The sequence below is a fragment of the Gemmata sp. genome (genome assembly GCF_051859125.1).
Taxonomy (GTDB): Bacteria; Planctomycetota; Planctomycetia; order Gemmatales; family Gemmataceae; genus Gemmata.
Window position 1 is genome coordinate 18,959 of sequence record NZ_JBHYGG010000259.1, and the last position, 16,633, is coordinate 35,591.

The window sequence follows — 16,633 nt, forward strand, 5'->3', positions numbered from 1 at the left end:
GAGGCCGGCTACAGACAGAAACGGTCAGCGCGCGATCCGGAACGCCACGAAGCTCAGCAGCACGGTCAGGCCCAGCGCCATCGACAGGGCGTAGAACTGCACCAGCCCGTTCTGCACCGGCCGCACCCACCAGCCCAGGAGCCGGGGCACGGCCGAGACCAGCCGGGCCACCGCGTCGAGGAACCCGTCGAACGCGGCCGACAGGAACGCCAGCACCCCGCCGGGCTTCACGAACACCGCCCCGTAGATCTCGTCGACGTACAGCTTGTTCCGCGACGCCGCGAACACCGGCTCGACCAGCGCCGGCAGCTTCTCGGTCCCGTGGCGGTACATCACCAGCGCCAGCGACAGCCCGAACAGCGACGCCGCGGTGCCCACCCCCGCGAGCGTCCAGTTGAACTTGTGCGGGGGCAACTCGTGGGCCTTCGACGCAACGAACGCCTGCTGGAGCGTCGGCGCGTCGTTGAGGAAGTGGCTGAACGTGTGGTTGAACGGCTCGACGGCGATGCCGACCGCGACCGCCCCGACGGCCAGCACCATCAGCGGGATGGTCATCCGCGGCGGCGACTCGTGGGCGTGGTGCCCGGCCTCCTCGGGGACGCGCTCCGGCCCCCAGAACGTCAGCAGGTACGCCCGGAACGTGTAGAACGCGGTCATGAACGCGGTCACCAGGCCGACGAGCAGCAGCACGAAGTAGCCGCCGGTGTACCTCTCGCCCTCGGCCGCGAACTCCAGCGACTCCAGGACCATGTCCTTCGACCAGAACCCGGAGAGCAGCGGCAGGGCGGCCAGGGACCCGGCGCCGCACAGGAACGTCAGGTGCGTGACCGGCAGGAGCTTCCTCAGCCCGCCGAACCGCCGCATGTCGATCACCCCGCCCATCGCGTGCATCACGCTGCCGGCGGCGAGGAACAACAGGGCCTTGAAGAAGGCGTGGGTGAACAGGTGGAACATCGCGGCCGTCACGGCGAACACCGGGCTGATCGCGCCGCCGGTGCCGAGGGCCATGAACATGTACCCGAGCTGGCTCACCGTTGAGTACGCCAGCACCCGCTTGAGGTCGGTCTGGGCCAGGGCGATGAACGCCGCGAGGATCGCGGTGACGCCGCCGGTCCACGCGACGACGATCTGCGCGTCGGGGCACATCGCGAACAGCGGGGCGCACCGGGCCAGCAGGTACACGCCGGCGGTCACCATCGTGGCCGCGTGGATGAGGGCCGACACGGGGGTCGGGCCCTCCATCGCGTCCGGCAACCAGACGTAGAGCGGGAACTGGGCGCTCTTGCCGACCGCGCCGCAGAACAGCAGCAGGCACGCGGCGGTCAACTCCGCCTGGTCCGGCGGGGTCTTGGTCAGGTAGTCGAACAGCGCCGTCAGGCTCGTGTTCCACCCGCCCATCTTCCACAGGAGGAAGATGCCGAGGATGAACCCGACGTCGCCGAGCCGCGTGACGAGGAACGCCTTGCGGGCCGCGGCGGCCGCCGAGGGCTTCTCGAAGTAGTACCCGACGAGCAGGTACGAGCAGACGCCCACGCCTTCCCAGAACGCGACGAGCAGCAGGAAGTTGTTCGCCAGCACCAACCCGCACATGCTGAACACGAACAGGCTCATGACCGCGAAGAACCGGGCGTACCCCTTCTCGCCGTGCATGTACCCGGAGGCGAACAGCGCGATCCACGTCGAGATGAACGTGACCATCGCGAGCATGACCGCGGAGATCGGGTCCACCACGATCTGGAAGCTGACCTTCAGGTGCCCGGCCGCGAACCACGTCATCGGGTCGGAGATGAACCGGTGGTTCTGCGTGTCGGCTGCGGCGACCTTCGTGAGCACGACGATGCCGAGGACCGCGGCGGTGCCGCACGCCAGCACGAGCGGCAGGTGCGCGAACTTTGCGGCCGGCCCCTTGCGGACCGCGAGCACGGTGGCGAGGACGCACGCGACGAGCGGCAGCGCGAGGGCCGTGAGGGCGAGCGTGATCGGGTCAGACATTCGCGGGCTCCTCCGCCTTCACCGGCGTCGGCCGCACCCCGGCGGGGGCGAGGAGGTCGTCGGGCACGGTCACCTCGGTCGGGAGCGGCTCGGTGTCGATGACCGGGGGCACCCCGGCCTCGCGGAGCGACTGCCAGTCGGACGCGTCGAGCGACTTGCCGCGGCGGTACAGGGTCAGGAACAGGGCCAGGGCGATCCCCGCCTCGCACGCGGCGACGGCGATGATGAACAGCACGAACGCCTGGCCCTGGAGGTTCCCGTGATACCGACCGAACGCGGCGAAGTTGATCGCCACGCCCTGGAACATCATCTCGGCGCACAGGAACATGGTGATCATGTTCCGACGGGTCAGGAACCCGACGAGGCCGATCCCAAACAGCGCGGCGGCGACCGCGAGGTAGTGCCACAAGGTAATCACGCCGCGGCCCCCTTGCGCTGTGCGATGGCGATGGCCCCGATGGTGGCGACCAGCAGCAGCGTGCCGGCCAGTTCGACCGCGAGCAGGTGGTCGGTGTACAGCAGGTACCCGAGGTTGGCGACGTTCCGGGCCGGCAGGTCGCCTGAGCCCGCGAGCAGCAGCGTCTCGTCGCGGAGCTTACGGAGTTCGTCCCTCGCGGCCTGGCGGTCCGGCTTGCCGTCGAGCAGGTGGCCCGACACCGCGTCGTGGGCCTTCTCGTTCAGCCGGCGCACCTCGGCGGCCCGCTTCAGCACGCGGGCGGCCTGCTGGTCGCCCCGGAGCGGCGTCACCTTCCCGCCGGGCTGGGTCGGCACCTTTTCGAGGCGGGCGGTCAGCGAGCCGTCGCGGCTGAGGGCGTCCGACCCGACGACGGTTCCGATCTGGTCGCGGACGGCGTCGAAGTGGTCGCGAACGGCCCCGCGGTCGGCGACCGGGGCGGTGCCGGGGAGCTGCTCCTCGGCGGCGTCGAGCTTCTCGACCGCGGCGAGCAGCGCGGCCCGCTCGGCGGTCGTCAGCACCTGGGCCGGGAGCCGCTGTGCCGGTTTCGGGGTCTCGCCCGCGGCGACCGGCTTCAAGCCGGCGTCCGAGACGTACAGGGTGAACAGGACGAGGCCGGTGAACGCGAACCCGGCGAGCGAGCCGAGGAGCGGCTCGCGGCTGCGGTTGTTCTCGTCGGACGGGCCGCCGGCGTGCGACAGCATCAGCACGAACAGGAACGTGACGATGATCGCCCCGGCGTAGATGATGATCGTCGCGGCCATCAGGAACGGCGCGGCGAGCAGCAGGAACAGCCCGCAGGTGCTCAGGATCACGAACGCGAAGGCGATGGCGCCGCGGCCCGGGTTCGACTGCGTCACCAGCACGGTGCCGAACAGGAGCGCGGAGCCGGAGAACAGGTAGAACAGCACGGTCCCGATGAGGTCCGGCATCGGGTCGCCGAACGTCTTGTAGACCCACGCGGCGAACACGGCAACCGAGGCGACGAGGGCGGCGACCCCGGCGGCCACCCGCCGGCCCCGCGGCTGGGGCACGAGGAGGGCGAACCCGGCGACGGCGAGGACCACGGCGAGGGCAATTTGCCCCGCGGCGAGCTGCGTCGGTGTCAGCGAGGATGGGCTCATTCAGGGCTCGTGCAGTTTTTCACAAGCGGGACGCGAATGGTATATGACGCGCTCCGCTTCGCGTCGCGGGGAAACGATGGTTCACGTTCCCGGCGGCGCTTCGGACGCCACGCTCAGGCGGCCGGCCCGCGTGCGCACGGGGTCGGTGCCGGCCTTCGTCGTCTGGTCGAACACGCTCAGGAGCTTTTCCTTGTCGAACACCATCTGCTCGCGGCTCAGGCCGGTGAGGTCGTAGAGCGTCGTGAGTTCGATGGCGTCGACCGGGCACGCCTCCTCGCACATCCCGCAGTAGATGCACCGCAGCTCGTCGATGACGAACGTCTCGGGGTACTTCTCGCGGTCCTTCCACTCGGGCGGGGCCGGGGCGGCGACGATGTCGATGCAGTGGGCCGGGCACGCGGTCGCGCACATGTAGCACGCGACGCACTTGACGCGGTCCTTCTCGTCGCGGTTCAGCCGGTGGACGCCGCGGTAGTTCCCGGGCATCTTGGGCTCCTGCTCCGGGTACTGCTCGGTCTTCACCTGCGGGCGGAAGATGTGGCCGATGGTGGTCTTCAGCCCGTCGAGCACCGCGGGGACGTAGAGCTGCTCCCAGAAGCCCAGTCGGGCTTCCTCGACCCACTTCACGTCGGACTCGGGGATCGGCATATGAGGCTCCAAAAGCCCCCGCACCGCGGTGCGGGGGCTTCGTTCTTTCCTTAGCTCGCGTACGTGACGCCCGCGGGGATGCCGGCGGGCAGCTTGACGACCTTGCGCTTCGGGTTCGTCACCGAGCCCGCGGTCCAGACCGAGAACAGCCCGGCCCCGACGACGAGCACGCCCGAGGTCGCGGTCAGCACCACGAGCGGCCACCCCATCTGCTTCACGACCATGACGCAGATCAGGTTCAGCAGCGCCAGCGGCAGCAGCACCTTCCACGCGATGTTCATGAGCTGGTCGAACCGGAACCGGGGGATCGTCCACCGGATCAACTGGGCGAAGATGCACAGGGCGAACATCTTCCCGCACAGGATCACGAGCCGCAGCACGGCGGTGACGACCGGGTCGCCGGAGACCGACTCCAGCCCGAACAGGCTCCACCCGCCCAGGAACAGCACGGCCAGCATGAAGCTGCCCGCGATGAGGTGGACGTACTCCGAGAGGAGCATCAGCCCGAGCTTGAGGGCCGAGTACTCCGTGTGGTAGCCGCCGACGAGTTCCTGCTCCGCTTCCGGGAGGTCGAACGGGAGCCGGCTGGCCTCGGCGTAGCTGCTGGTCATGAACAGGAACAGGGCGAGCGGCTGGAACAGGAGCAGCCAGTACGGGCCGCTCGCGGTCTGCCAGTCGATGATCTTCTCGGGGTTCAGCGACCCGACGATGAGGAACACGCCGAGGACCGACATGCCGAGCGGGATCTCGTAGCTGATGATCTGGGCCGACGCCCGCATCGCCCCGATCAGCGAGTACTTGTTGTTGGCGCTCCAGCCGGCCAGAACCCCGCCGTACACGGCGAGCGAGCCGACCGCGAACAGGTACAGCACGCCGATGTCCATGCCCGGGTTGACCACGAACGAGAAGTGCGACCGGTACTCGGCCTGCCGCTGCTCGAACGTCGCCACGGGGGTCGGTTCCCCGGCCGCCGGCGCGGTGATCGCGACCGGGTTTGGGGGGGGCGTGGTGCTGCCGAACGGCACGACGGCGAGCGCCAGCAGGGCGGTGCCGACGGCGACGGCCGGCGCGAGGACGTAGAAGAGCTTGTCGACGTGGTCCGGGATCACCTCTTCCTTGAGGAAGAACTTCCCGCCGTCGGCCATGGGCTGGAGCAGGCCGCCGGGGCCGACGCGGTTGGGGCCGACGCGGTCCTGCATCCACGCCGAGAGCTTCCGCTCGGTGAGCGTGAGGAACGCGCACAGCCCGAGGACCGCGCCGACGAGGGCGACGATCACGATCGCGGTGTAGATCGGGTTGAATGGGGGCATATCGCAGCTTCTTGTAGGGCCGGCTGTGCCGGCCGATTCGTTTTCGTCTCGGCCGGCACAGCCGGCCCTACGGTCAGACCGTTGCCAACTCGAAGCGCACGCCGTTGGTCGGCAGTTCCTTCGCCGCGAGGTGCGCGAACGCCGGGATCGCGGCGGCCAGTTCCGCACGGACCGCGGCGGCCTGAACGAGCCCCTTGCGGCCGAGCAGGTCGAACGCCAGTTGCAGTTCGGTCCGCACCTCGGTCGGCGGCCGCACCGACCGCTCGAACGTCTGGGCGAGGCCCGCGTGGTTCACGAACGTGCCGGCCTTCTCGAAGTTGCTCGTCGCCGGAAGGAGGAACGACGCAGACGCCGTGACCGGACCGGCGAACAGGTCCTGCGCGACGACGAGGGCCGGGGCCTTCCAGTTGGCGGGCAGCGAAGCGGCGAGTTGGTCCTTGTCCGGGTAGCCGCCGACGAACCAGAGGGCCGTCAGGCCCTCCTTGGCAACGTCGGCGAACGCCGGCGTGCTGCCCTGGAAGTGCGCGAGGACCGCCTCGACGCCGCGGCGGTTCGGGCACTTCTCGGCGCGGATCACGAACTTCGTCGGCTCGACCGGGTTGCCCTTCACGTCCTTGGGGTACTTGTCGTCCTGCCCGACGACCGGCACCGGCCCGAGCGCGAGCCGCACGTCGGCCGAGAGGCTCTTGAAGTACGTCGCGTAGAGGAACGCTTCCTCGACCGTGAGGAACGGCGAGAGCACGCCCACGACCGTCTTCGCGCTCGCCTGTGCGGCGTCGGCGAACGCCTTCTTGAGTTGCGGGGTGATGACGTTCCACGGCGCCGGCTTCAGCGCGCCGTCGGCCTTTGCGAGCGGACGCTGGAGCCGCTCGGCGGAGTTCGCGAAGTGGTAGCCGTACCGGCCCTCGTCGCACATGAAGTGCCCCTGGGCCTCGGGGTTCGGCCGGGCGCGCAGGCGGTACACGATGTCCTTGTTCGTGTCGACAAAGGTGCTGCACCCGGTGCTGCACCGCGAGCACACGCCGCTGCTCTCCTTCAGGTACCAGACCCGCTGCTTGTAGAGGAAGTCCTTGCTACCGAGCGCGCCGACGGGGCACAGGTCGACGACGTTGCCGGCGAGTTTGTTCTCCAGCGGGCGGCCGGGGAACGTGTCGATCTCCTCGTGGTGCCCGCGGCCGCTGACCATCAGTTCGGCGGTGCCGCTGATCTCGCGGGTGAACCGCACGCACCGCGTACACATGATGCAGCGGTCGGTGAACAGCGTGATCTTGCTCGACAGGTGCGGCTTGTTCGGCGGGGTGTTCTTGACGTCCACCATCCGCGACTCGGACCGGCCGTACTTGAACGAGAAGTCCTGGAGCTTGCACTCGCCGGCCTTGTCGCAGACGGGGCAGTCGAGCGGGTGGTTGATGAGCAGGCCTTCGAGCGTGTCGGCCTGCGACTTCTTGGCCCGCGCGCCGGGCGCGCCGCCCTTGAGGTAGTTGGCGTCGTAGGGGCGGGCGGGGAACGAGGCGTCGCGCTTGTCGTACTCGCCGGTGACGATGTGGGTGCCGTCACGCACGGGGGTCTGGCACCCGGGCACGACCTTGGGCTGCATGGTCAGCACGCCGTCCTTCGGGTTGACGTCGCCGACCTCGACGAGGCACATGCGGCAACTGGCGACGACGCTGAGCGCCTCGTGCCAGCAGTAGTGCGGGATGAACTGCCCGGCCAGTTCCGCGGCCTGGACGCAGTTCAGCTTCCGGTTGCCGATCTCCACCGGCTTGTCATTCACGTAAACCGTCGGCATGTTGAGGAACTCAATAAATATCGGAACCGGCCCCGCCGCAAAACAGACCCACCGACCGACTAACTAGATGCGACCGAGCGCGAGTAAGGCGATCGCCGGGCGGACCACACTTCCACTCAGCCGCTGCGAGTAGCTCCAACCCAGGTGCTCCGCGCTGGCGTATTTGAGAATCCCGATTCCCAGGGTGTAGCACTTCTCCCAGACTGCTTTCTTGACGTCCCCGTGGTCGTCTCTCCAGCCGTTGCTGAGCGCCCCGGGGTGGTAGTACGCCACCCATCGGCCGTTCACCTTCCAACCGAGAACCTGTGTACCGCCGTTCGCGACAATCAGTGGGGGCGGTTGGAAACCGAGCCCTGGGTGAATCCGGTCGTCTCTCGGAACAGCCGTTGCTGGGACCCCCGTAATCTGGTTCATCTCCTTGACGAAACTCGCGTGAAACGCCGGGCCGCTGAGGTTGTCGCACAGAACCATGCCGCGCTTGTCCATCAGGTACTCGCGGAGTCGCTTCCGCTGCGTGTCGTCAGGGGTAAACGGTGCGACACCTCCGACGAAGATCAGCGGGAGCGGGTTCTTGGCCGATACCAGCGCAAGATCCTCGTACCCGATGGATCGGTCCTTCTCGCCCACTTGGGCCTGTGGGTCTTGCTTCTTCAGCTCCAATAACAGGTTTCGATCTCCACCGGCACCAAAGTTCTTGTCCCAGTCCTTGGCGGAGTAGCGGAGCCGGACGAGTTCAAACTTCCCTGGCTCCCACGGGAGCGGCTCGCCCTGCTTCGGAGCAGGGGCGGGTTGCTGTTGCGCCCCCTCACGCTGAGCGGCCTCGGCCCGTTTCGGGACCGGCACTGGGGCGATCTCCCGGTCCGAGCCACCCGCAATACCGTCCGGGGCCGGTTGCTGTCCGCAGCCGGTCGCGACACTCAGCCAGGTTATAACCAGCAGCGCTCGCATTGCGCCTCACGCTCCGCAACAACGGCCTCGCCCCTTGCCTGCCTCAGTGCGCCCCGACGACTTCGAGCGACTTCGCGTACACGCTTTTCGCGCCGCTCTTGATGCTCGCCTCGAACTCGGCCCGGAACTTTCGGATCGCGGTCTTCACCGGCCACCCGGCCCCGTCGGACAGCCCGCAGATCGTCGTGCCGGGCATGATGCCGATGCGGTCGGCGACATCGACCAGCACGTCGAGGTCTTCCTTGCGGCCCTGGCCGCGGCGGAGCCGGTCCACGATCTTCAGCATCCACCCGGTGCCCTCGCGGCACGGGGTGCACTGCCCGCAGCTCTCGTGGCTGAAGAACTGGCAGACGTTGTGCAGCACGTCGACCATGCTGGTCTGGTCGTCGATGACGGTGACGGCCGCGGTGCCGAGGCCGAGGCACCCGACGCGGCCGGGGCCGTTGAAGTCGAGCGGGATGTCGTACTCGGTCTGGCCGTCGGAGCCCTTGAGCGGCGCGTTGACGTCAACGAACCCCATGCTCAGCCCGCCGGGGTTCACGGCCTTCGCCTTGCGGCCCTTCCACACGCCGCCGCCGTGCTTCTCGACGAGGTCGCGGAGCGTCACGCCCATCGGCAGCTCGACGCAGACCGGCTTCTCGACGTGGCCCGCGAGCGTGTACAGCTTCGGGCCGTAGCTCCCGGCGTCGCGGGGGTTCTTCGGGTCGGGCGGGACGCCGAGCGACTTGAACCACTCGTTGCCGCGCTTCATGATCTGCGTGACGCACGCCATCGTCTCGACGTTGTTGACGATGGTGGGCTTGCGGAACGCGCCCTCGACGGCGGGGAAGGGCGGCTTGATCCGCGGCCACGCCCGCTTGCCCTCGAGCGACTCGATGAGGCCGGTCTCCTCGCCGCAGATGTACGCCCCGGCCCCGCGGTGCATGACGATGTCGAGGTCGAACCCGCTGCCGTTGATGTTCTTGCCGAGCAGCTTCGCGGCGTACAGCTCGTCGATCGCGGCCTGCATGCTGCGGTACGAGTCGCCGTACTCGTAGCGGACGTAGAAGTACGCGCACTTGGACTTAATGGCGTAGCACGCCAGCATGATCCCTTCGATGACCTGGTGGGGGTCCTTCTCCATCAGGATGCGGTTGTTGTACGTGCAGGGCTCGGACTCATCCGCGTTGACGCACAGGTAGATCGGCCCCGGGTGGTCCTTCGGCAGGAACGTCCACTTGAGGCCGGTCGGGAACCCGGCCCCGCCGCGGCCGCGGAGCCCGGAGTTCTTGACCTGGTCGATGACCTGGGCCGGCTGCATCTCCTTGAGGGCGCGCTCGAACGCGGCGTAGCCGCCGTCGGCGCGGTAGCCCTCCAGCTTATCGCTGTTGGGCGTCCCGATGCGGGCCAGGAGTACGGGTTCGTAGGGCATATTTGGGAGCTCTCAGCTAACAGCCATCAGCTTTCAGCCGAACACGACAGCCGGCTTCATTCGTCAGCTCTTCTGCTTTCCTGCTTGCTGAAAGCTGAGAGCCGTCGGCCGACGGCTCGCGTTCAGCGAAGCTTCAACTGCGTGATCAGTTCGTCGGCGCGTTCGGGCGTCACGTTCATGACGTGGACGTCTTCCTTGAGGCACGCCGGGGCGCCGTCGCACGCGCCGATGCACTCGGCGAACTCCAGCGTGATCGAGCCGTCGGGGGTCGTGTGCCCGCACTTCACGCCGAGCTTGTGCTCGCAGTGCTCGATCAGCTCGTACGCGCCGCGGAGCATGCACGCGAGCCCGCGGCACACCCACAGGCGGGTTTTGCCGAGCTTCTCGCCCTCGCCCTTGTAGAAGGCGTAGAAGGTCATCGTGTCCTGCACCTCCGACGGGTGCAGTTCGAGGATCTCGGCGATCTCGGCGATGGCCTCGTTCGACACGGTCCGCAGTTCGTCGTGGACGAGGTGCAGCGCCGGCAGCGTCGCCGCCTGCTTCCGGGGGTACTTCGGGAGGAACGCCCGGATCCGGTTCTTCATGTCTTCGGACAGTGCAGGCATACTTTCCCCTCACACACGCCGCTCACTCACCCCGCCGGATTCATTCGGCAACAATGCGACACTTCGGGATCGCTTGTTTTAGAGCCGCAATTCCTTCCTTCGTCACCTTGGATCTCCCGATCTCAAGGTGACGAAGCTCGTTCAGAGCTGGTAACGCCTTCACACCCTCGTCCGTAACGGTGGTTTTGCTAAGCCACACAGTCTGAAGTTTCGGCAACTTAGCAAGAACCTTGGCGCACTCGTCGCCGACCTTGGTGCCGTCGAGCCAAATCGAAGTTAAGTTCACGAACCCCGCGAGATGCGGCGCACTCGCGTCGGTGACCTTCGTGTCACTGAGGCGGAGTTCGCGGAGTTCGACCAATCCGGCCAACGATTTCAGCCCGTCTTCAGTCACGGGTACGTTACGGAGGTCCAGTTTGCGGACCGTCTTGAGTTTCCCAATCTCTTCCATCGCGGCGTTTGAGACCTTGCTATTCGGCAGGTCAAGTTCGGTGAGTTTCGGGAGTGCCGCAAGTTTGCCCACCCCCTTGCCCGTCACCTTCGTTCCTGACAGGTTGAGCACCTCCAAACTGGGCAGTTTCGAGAGCGGCTCGAAGCAGTCGTCTGTGACAGGGGTGCCGCTCAGGTCGAGTTCTCGCAGTTTGGTCAAGCGGCTCAGGTGGACGAGCCCGTTGTCGCTTACCTTCGACGGGTAGAGGACGAGCGTTTCCAAGTTCTTGCACGCAGCCAATTCTTTCAACTCGACGTTGCCGAAATTGTCGTACACCTGCAGCCAAGTCAACCCTGGTAGCGCGGCAAGTTCCTTCACACCCTCCTTCGTGATCGCGGACTCCCAACCGTTGTTCCCGAGTGCGATGGTTGTGGAGAGTTTGATCTTCCACAACCGCTTCGGGGCGAACTTCGCCAGCCCTTTCAGGTGCAGGTCGTTCGTCTTGTTACCAAGCTGCATCTCGAAGCCGGCTTGGTAGTGAGCTGCTGACGTATTCTCGCCAGTGAACGCGAGCCATTCCTTGAGTGCCGCGAAGTCCTCGGCGTCGCCTGCCCCGCAGCGCGGGACGAGTCCCGCGAGAAGGAGGAACGGTACGGCCAGCAAGACACGCTGCATCTCTCGCTCCTTACCGGTCGAGTTCGGCGGCAATGATGTTCAGGCTCCCGAGGACTGCGGGCACGTCCGAGATCTGGTGCCCCTCGATCATCTGCGGGAACACCGCGAAGTGGATGAACGACGGCGGACGGGTGCGCGCCCGGAACGGCCGCCCGCCCCCGTCGGCGACGATGTAGAACCCCAGTTCGCCGTTCGCGGCCTCCTGCGCCCCGTACACCTCTTCGACAGGCGTCTCCCACCGGCGGTTCCACATGAACAGCTCGAAGTGCTGGATCAGCCCCTCGATGCTCCGGTACGTCGCGTTCTTGTCCGGGATCGTGAGCTTGTCTTCGAGGTTCACGTTCACCGGGCCGCCGGGGATGTTCTCCACCGCCGCGCGGACGATGTTCAGCGACTCCGCCATCTCACCCATGCGGACGAGGTACCGGTTGTAGCAGTCGCCGCCCTTGCCGCACACCACCTTGAACGACCCGGCGAGGTCCTTGTACGCGAGGTACGGCTCGTCCTTCCGCAGGTCGCGGACCACGCCCGCGGCCCGCGCCACCGGCCCCGAGCACCCGGTGTTGATCGCGTCTTCTTTGGAGATGACGCCGATCCCCTTGGTGCGGTCCACGAAGATGCGGTTGCGGTTCAGGAGCCGCACGAGGTCGGCGTGGGCCTTCGGGAAGGTCTTCACGAAGTCGCGGATCTTGGCGACCACGTCGTCGGAGACGTCGTTCATCAGCCCACCGACCCGGCAGAAGCTCGGGTGGAACCGCTGGCCCGACGCGAACTCCATGATGTCGTACACCTTCTCCCGCTGGTTGAAGGCGTACAGGAACGCGGTGAGCGCGCCGAGGTCGAGCGCCGCGGCACCGACGCACAACAGGTGGTCGCTGATGCGGGCGAGTTCGGCGAGGATCGTGCGGAGGTACTTGCACCGCGGCGTGATCTCGATGTTCAGCAGCTTCTCGACCGTGTGGAACCACGCGCACTCGTTCGCGAACGGACTGATGTAGTTCATCCGGTCGACGATGGTGACGTACTGGTTGAAGTCGAGGTCCTCGCCGAGCTTCTCGAAGCCGCTGTGGAGGAACCCGATGTCCGGCACGGCCTTGACGATCGTCTCGCCTTCGAGCGTCAGGATGAGCCGCAGGGTGGTGTGCGTGGCCGGGTGCTGCGGCCCGAAGTTCAGGGTGTACAGGTACTCCCGGTCCGCACCGGCGACGTCTTCCACGGGAGTGGCGGTTTCAAGTGGCATCGAAGACTCCAATCAGCCACGGATGAGCACGGATGAAACACGGATCAAGACAAGAACTCAGATCACGTCTTAGTTCCTATCCGTGTTTCATCCGTGCTCATCCGTGGCTCCTCTTCTCACCCCTCGGCCCGGGTCACCGGGCGGAAGTTGTGCCGCTCGCCGTACCCCCGCAGCGGGTAGTCCTTCCGCAGCGGGAACGCGGTGAACTCGTGCGGCATCAGGATGCGGCGCGGGTCGGGGTGGCCGGCGAAGCTCACCCCGAACATGTCGTACACCTCGCGCTCCATCCAGTCGGCGGCCTTCCACAGGTCGTACACCGACGGCAGCTCGGGGTCCGGGTCGTTGGCGTGCGCCTTCACGAACACCCGCTCGGCCGTGGTCGTGTTCACCAGCCCGTACACGACGCCGTACCGGTCGGTGGCCCCCGGGTAGTTCAGGTAGTCGATGCCGGCGAGTTCGGCGAGCATGTCGAACCCGCACTCGGTCTTCAGGCACTTCAGTAGCGGGAACACCGTCGCGTAGGCCTTCTCGGCCGACAGCACGACGCGGGGGTTGTCGCGGAACGTCGAGGTCGCGAACGCGCCGGGGAACCGGGCGGTCAGCGTGTCGAGGTACGCGGGCATTGAAATCTCCAGGCGAGCCGGGAGCGTAAGCGACCGGAGTTCTTGTTCAGCAATACCTCCGGTCGCTTACGCTCCCGGCTCGCCAAGCACTCAGTTCAGCGGGCGGCGGAACCGGGTCGCGGTGGTGTAGTCGCCCGGGGCGACGATCGCGTCTTCCGGCCCGAGTTCCTTGGCCAGCGGCGTCGGGCCTTCGTAGCTGTCGCGGGCGGCGAACTCGCGGGCGTCGATCGTCCCGGTCCGCTGCACCTTCTCCTGGATGTCGAGCACCGCGCGGATCAACTGCTCGGGCCGCGGCGGGCACCCCGGCACGTACACGTCCACGGGCAGGAACCGGTCGATGCCCTGCACGACCGAGTACGTGTCGAACACGCCGCCGCTGGACGCGCACGCGCCCATGCTGATGCACCACTTCGGCTCCGGCATTTGCAGCCAGATCCGCTGGAGGACCGGGATCATCTTCATGACCACGCGGCCGGCGACGATCATCAGGTCGCACTGCCGGGGCGAGAACCGCATGGCCTCGGCGCCGAACCGGGCGATGTCGTACCGGCTGCTCGCGGTCGCCATCAGCTCGATGCCGCAGCACGCGGTCGCGAACGGCATGGGCCACAGGCTGTGCTTGCGCAGCATGCTCGCCAGCGCGTCGATCTTGGTCACCAGGAAGTCGGGCATCAGGCCGGTTATCGCCACTGGAACACCCCCCGCTTCCATGAGTAGACGTAGGCGATCGCGAACGTCGCCATGAACACCAGGATCTCGAGGAACGCGACCCGGCCGAACACCGTGCGCCACAGTTGGTCGCCGCTCTCGCCGTAGGCGATCACCGCCCACGGGTACAGGAACAGGAGTTCGACGTCGAACACGAGGAACAGGATCGCGATCAGGTAAAACTTGATGTCGAACTGCATCCGGGCCGAGCCGACCGGGTCCATGCCGGACTCGTAGGCCATCTGCTTCACCTTCGTGAGCTTCCGCGGCTTGAACGGGAACAGGTGCGTGGCCGCGACCGTGGTGAGTGCGAACAGGACCGCGACCACGGCGTACACGAGAACCGGGTAGTACGCCTCCAGGCTGAAGGCGGGCTCCAGTCCGGCCGGTGTCTGGACCGGGGGCACGGTCATTCGTCGTCCCTCCCGCGCGGGTGTTTGTGAATTATTTCACAAGCCCGGCCAAAAAACAACCTCGACAGTGTGTCGAGGCGAGAGAGTTCCTCTGTTCCAGATACTACGGAAGGTGTTCGGGCCGTCAAGGAAATGGCCGATTTGAGCGGCCGGCTCGGACCAGGTCTTTGGGATCGGTGTCCGTCCGAGCCCGAGCGCCGAGCGAGGGTTCACGCTCACCCCTCGCTCGGCGCTCGGGCTCGAAGCCGCCGGGGGACACGACTCGATCGGAGCGGGCGTCAGCCCCACACGAGCTGGGCGGCGTCGAACGCCGGGCCGTCGACGCACACCCGCTTGTAGTCCCACCCGTCGGGCGTGGTCACCTTCGCCACGCAACTGAAGCAGATGCCGACGCCGCACGCCATCGGCGTCTCCAGCGACACCTGGCACGGCACCTCCCACGCGGCGGCGACCTTCGCGAGTGCGTGGAGCATCGGTTCCGGGCCGCACCCGACCAGCGGGCCGGTCTTACCGTGCGAGGCGAGCAACTGCGTGACGTACCCCTTCGTGCCGGTGCTCCCGTCGTCGCTCGCGAGGTGAACCTCGACCCCGGCGGCCCGGAAGTCGTCGACCCCGGCCGCGAGCGCCGCGGTGCGGACGCCGTAGTACAGCGACACCTTCCCGGTGCGCTGTCGCGGGGCGTCGCCGCCGAACCCGCGGGTGCCGAGCAGTTCGCGGGCGTAGGCCAGGAACGGCGTCTGCCCGATGCCGCCGGCGACGAGCGCGACCCGCTCCGGGGTGCCGACGTCGAGGAACGGCTTACCGAGCGGCCCCCACACTTCGAGCTTCTGGCCCGGTTCGACGCTCGCGAGCCGGCCGGTCATCTTCCCGACGACGAGGTACACGACGTCGAGCGCGACCGGCGTGCCGCTCGCATCGAGGACCGTGTCGTAGAGTGCGAAGGGCCGGCCGAGGAGCGGGTCGGTGGTGCCGGGGAGCCGGAGCATGACGAACTGCCCCGGGCGGATCGCACCGGCGACCTCGGGGCACTCGACCCGCACGCGGAACGTGCGCTCGGCGAGTTGGACGTGTTCGGTGACGCGGGCGGTGCGGTGGAACATGAAGAAACCACAAAGCAACAGGCAAAGTTGATCCACAGATTACGCACAAGACACAGATAAAACAGACAGAAACCCGAGGAGCGTGCGGTCCCTTCTTGTCTCCTCGTCCCCGGTCTTCAAATCTGTGTCTTCTGCGGAATCGGTGGATCACCCTCTTCTGTCTTCGTTGTTTGGTTTGGGCAGATCGCCCGGCTTTCGGTTGGCAGCCCGCGTGCGGGCCTGCTCGATCTTGTCCTTCGCGGTGGCGACGAACTTCCGCAGGTCGGCCATCTCGGTCTCGCTGATGCGGCGGGCCTTGCCCTTGGGCAGCTTGTCGAGCTTGATGGGGCCGATGGCGACGCGGCGGAGCTTCATGACCTTGTGGCCGAGCTTCGCGAGCATGCGGCGGATCTCGCGGTTCTTCCCCTCGGTCAGCACGACCCGCAGCCAGGTACTGTTCCCCTGGGCCTTGAGCCGCTTGACGCTCCGGGCCTTCACCTTGCCCTCGCTGAGCCACACGCCGTCGAGGAGCTTCTGGAGGTCGTCCGGTCCCGGCTTCCCGGCGACCAGCACGAAGTACATCTTCGGGATGCCGTACCGCGGGTGCATCAGCGAGACGGCGAGGTCGCCGTCGTTGGTCATCAGGAGCAACCCCTCGCTGGCCTCGTCGAGCCGGCCGACGGTGTACACCCGCTGGTCGACGTGGGGCAGGAGGTCAATAGCCCGGGGGCGGCCGTCCGGGTCGTCGTTGGTGCAGAGGTGCCCGACGGGCTTGTTGACGGCCCAGTAGACGAGCCGCTCGGCCTTCACCGGCTGGTCGTCCACGGCGACCTGGTGCGCGGCCGGGTCGACCTTGATGCCCAGGTCGGTGACGCGGACGCCGTTGATCTTCACGCGGCCGGCGACGATGAGGGTGTCGCAGAACCGGCGGGAGCCGACGCCGGCGTGGGCCAGAAACTTGTTGAGGCGTTCCATAATTGAACATTATAGCCGGGGCCGGGAACGCGAAACAGGGGCCAGCGCCCCTGTTCCTTGCGGTCCGTCGGCTCACGCGGGTCGCCGCCTCACGCGGGCCGCCACGGAGGGCGGCCCCTACGAGACGTCGGCTCTGGGTTTGTAGGGGCCGCCCTCCGTGGCGGCCCGCCAACCACCCGTCCGGTTCTCGACGTGATTTCGACAAGGCA

General features: G+C 67.2%; 16 protein-coding genes. All 16 read right to left on the reverse strand.

Annotated features, from left to right (window positions below; translation table 11 throughout):
• Positions 1-24: 24 nt before the first annotated feature.
• The 16 genes from nuoL to ACTIGN_RS24325 all read right to left on the reverse strand — a co-directional run bounded on the left by nuoL (position 25) and on the right by ACTIGN_RS24325 (position 16,424).
• The gene (gene nuoL / locus ACTIGN_RS24250) at positions 25-1,992 is read right to left on the reverse strand and encodes an NADH-quinone oxidoreductase subunit L (RefSeq protein WP_439628690.1); all 1,968 of its coding nucleotides are present in this window, start codon (positions 1,990-1,992) and stop codon (positions 25-27) included.
• Positions 1,985-2,410: an NADH-quinone oxidoreductase subunit NuoK gene (gene nuoK, locus ACTIGN_RS24255; RefSeq protein WP_439628692.1), complete on the reverse strand. Its 426-nt coding sequence runs from the start codon at positions 2,408-2,410 to the stop codon at positions 1,985-1,987. Before nuoK ends, nuoL begins: the two co-directional genes overlap by 8 nt.
• Positions 2,407-3,570, reverse strand: a complete 1,164-nt coding sequence (locus tag ACTIGN_RS24260) for an NADH-quinone oxidoreductase subunit J (RefSeq protein WP_439628694.1) — start codon at positions 3,568-3,570, stop codon at positions 2,407-2,409. The genes nuoK and ACTIGN_RS24260 overlap by 4 nt, the downstream gene beginning before the upstream one ends.
• 81 nt (positions 3,571-3,651) lie before the next feature.
• Positions 3,652-4,218, reverse strand: coding sequence for a NuoI/complex I 23 kDa subunit family protein (locus ACTIGN_RS24265; RefSeq protein WP_439628696.1), 567 nt, complete (start codon positions 4,216-4,218; stop codon positions 3,652-3,654).
• Positions 4,219-4,268: 50 nt separating this feature from the next.
• Positions 4,269-5,528, reverse strand: coding sequence for an NADH-quinone oxidoreductase subunit NuoH (nuoH, locus tag ACTIGN_RS24270; RefSeq protein WP_439628698.1), 1,260 nt, complete (start codon positions 5,526-5,528; stop codon positions 4,269-4,271).
• A 73-nt stretch (positions 5,529-5,601) separates the two neighbouring features.
• Complete coding sequence (locus ACTIGN_RS24275; protein WP_439628700.1) at positions 5,602-7,317, reverse strand: molybdopterin-dependent oxidoreductase; 1,716 nt, start codon at positions 7,315-7,317, stop codon at positions 5,602-5,604.
• Positions 7,318-7,380: 63 nt separating this feature from the next.
• Complete coding sequence (locus ACTIGN_RS24280; RefSeq protein WP_439628702.1) at positions 7,381-8,265, reverse strand: DUF4159 domain-containing protein; 885 nt, start codon at positions 8,263-8,265, stop codon at positions 7,381-7,383.
• Positions 8,266-8,308: 43 nt separating this feature from the next.
• Positions 8,309-9,676 carry an NADH-quinone oxidoreductase subunit NuoF gene (gene nuoF / locus ACTIGN_RS24285; RefSeq protein ID WP_439628704.1) on the reverse strand — a complete coding sequence of 456 codons (1,368 nt, stop codon included), beginning with the start codon at positions 9,674-9,676 and terminating at the stop codon, positions 8,309-8,311.
• A gap of 122 nt (positions 9,677-9,798) precedes the next feature.
• Positions 9,799-10,281 (reverse strand): NADH-quinone oxidoreductase subunit NuoE family protein, encoded by a 483-nt coding sequence (locus tag ACTIGN_RS24290; protein WP_439628706.1) that lies wholly within the window; start codon positions 10,279-10,281, stop codon positions 9,799-9,801.
• A gap of 40 nt (positions 10,282-10,321) precedes the next feature.
• On the reverse strand, positions 10,322-11,386 hold the full coding sequence (locus tag ACTIGN_RS24295) for a leucine-rich repeat domain-containing protein (protein ID WP_439628708.1): 1,065 nt from the start codon (positions 11,384-11,386) through the stop codon (positions 10,322-10,324).
• Positions 11,387-11,396: 10 nt separating this feature from the next.
• A complete protein-coding gene (locus tag ACTIGN_RS24300) occupies positions 11,397-12,626 on the reverse strand; it encodes an NADH-quinone oxidoreductase subunit D (protein ID WP_439628710.1) in 1,230 nt (409 codons plus the stop codon).
• A 116-nt stretch (positions 12,627-12,742) separates the two neighbouring features.
• On the reverse strand, positions 12,743-13,249 hold the full coding sequence (locus ACTIGN_RS24305; protein ID WP_439628712.1) for an NADH-quinone oxidoreductase subunit C: 507 nt from the start codon (positions 13,247-13,249) through the stop codon (positions 12,743-12,745).
• A 90-nt stretch (positions 13,250-13,339) separates the two neighbouring features.
• Positions 13,340-13,921, reverse strand: a complete 582-nt coding sequence (locus ACTIGN_RS24310) for an NADH-quinone oxidoreductase subunit B (protein WP_439628713.1) — start codon at positions 13,919-13,921, stop codon at positions 13,340-13,342.
• Between the two features lie 8 nt (positions 13,922-13,929).
• Positions 13,930-14,370, reverse strand: coding sequence for an NADH-quinone oxidoreductase subunit A (locus ACTIGN_RS24315; RefSeq protein ID WP_439628715.1), 441 nt, complete (start codon positions 14,368-14,370; stop codon positions 13,930-13,932).
• Between the two features lie 278 nt (positions 14,371-14,648).
• On the reverse strand, positions 14,649-15,470 hold the full coding sequence (locus tag ACTIGN_RS24320) for a dihydroorotate dehydrogenase electron transfer subunit (RefSeq protein ID WP_439628717.1): 822 nt from the start codon (positions 15,468-15,470) through the stop codon (positions 14,649-14,651).
• A gap of 147 nt (positions 15,471-15,617) precedes the next feature.
• Positions 15,618-16,424, reverse strand: a complete 807-nt coding sequence (locus tag ACTIGN_RS24325) for a pseudouridine synthase (RefSeq protein WP_439628719.1) — start codon at positions 16,422-16,424, stop codon at positions 15,618-15,620.
• Between the last annotated feature and the right edge of the window lie 209 nt (positions 16,425-16,633).

Bases quoted from the DNA above. Each gene is read 5' to 3' on its own strand.
- nuoL (WP_439628690.1), bottom strand. From the start codon at position 1,992: ATGTCTGACCCGATCACGCTCGCCCTCACGGCCCTCGCGCTGCCGCTC.
- ACTIGN_RS24300 (WP_439628710.1), bottom strand. From the start codon at position 12,626: ATGCCACTTGAAACCGCCACTCCCGTGGAAGACGTCGCCGGTGCGGAC.
- nuoF (WP_439628704.1), bottom strand. From the start codon at position 9,676: ATGCCCTACGAACCCGTACTCCTGGCCCGCATCGGGACGCCCAACAGC.
- ACTIGN_RS24275 (WP_439628700.1), bottom strand. From the start codon at position 7,317: ATGCCGACGGTTTACGTGAATGACAAGCCGGTGGAGATCGGCAACCGG.
- ACTIGN_RS24305 (WP_439628712.1), bottom strand. From the start codon at position 13,249: ATGCCCGCGTACCTCGACACGCTGACCGCCCGGTTCCCCGGCGCGTTC.
- ACTIGN_RS24320 (WP_439628717.1), bottom strand. From the start codon at position 15,470: ATGTTCCACCGCACCGCCCGCGTCACCGAACACGTCCAACTCGCCGAG.
- ACTIGN_RS24260 (WP_439628694.1), bottom strand. From the start codon at position 3,570: ATGAGCCCATCCTCGCTGACACCGACGCAGCTCGCCGCGGGGCAAATT.
- ACTIGN_RS24325 (WP_439628719.1), bottom strand. From the start codon at position 16,424: ATGGAACGCCTCAACAAGTTTCTGGCCCACGCCGGCGTCGGCTCCCGC.
- ACTIGN_RS24280 (WP_439628702.1), bottom strand. From the start codon at position 8,265: ATGCGAGCGCTGCTGGTTATAACCTGGCTGAGTGTCGCGACCGGCTGC.
- nuoH (WP_439628698.1), bottom strand. From the start codon at position 5,528: ATGCCCCCATTCAACCCGATCTACACCGCGATCGTGATCGTCGCCCTC.
- ACTIGN_RS24265 (WP_439628696.1), bottom strand. From the start codon at position 4,218: ATGCCGATCCCCGAGTCCGACGTGAAGTGGGTCGAGGAAGCCCGACTG.
- ACTIGN_RS24310 (WP_439628713.1), bottom strand. From the start codon at position 13,921: ATGCCCGACTTCCTGGTGACCAAGATCGACGCGCTGGCGAGCATGCTG.
- ACTIGN_RS24290 (WP_439628706.1), bottom strand. From the start codon at position 10,281: ATGCCTGCACTGTCCGAAGACATGAAGAACCGGATCCGGGCGTTCCTC.
- ACTIGN_RS24295 (WP_439628708.1), bottom strand. From the start codon at position 11,386: ATGCAGCGTGTCTTGCTGGCCGTACCGTTCCTCCTTCTCGCGGGACTC.
- ACTIGN_RS24315 (WP_439628715.1), bottom strand. From the start codon at position 14,370: ATGACCGTGCCCCCGGTCCAGACACCGGCCGGACTGGAGCCCGCCTTC.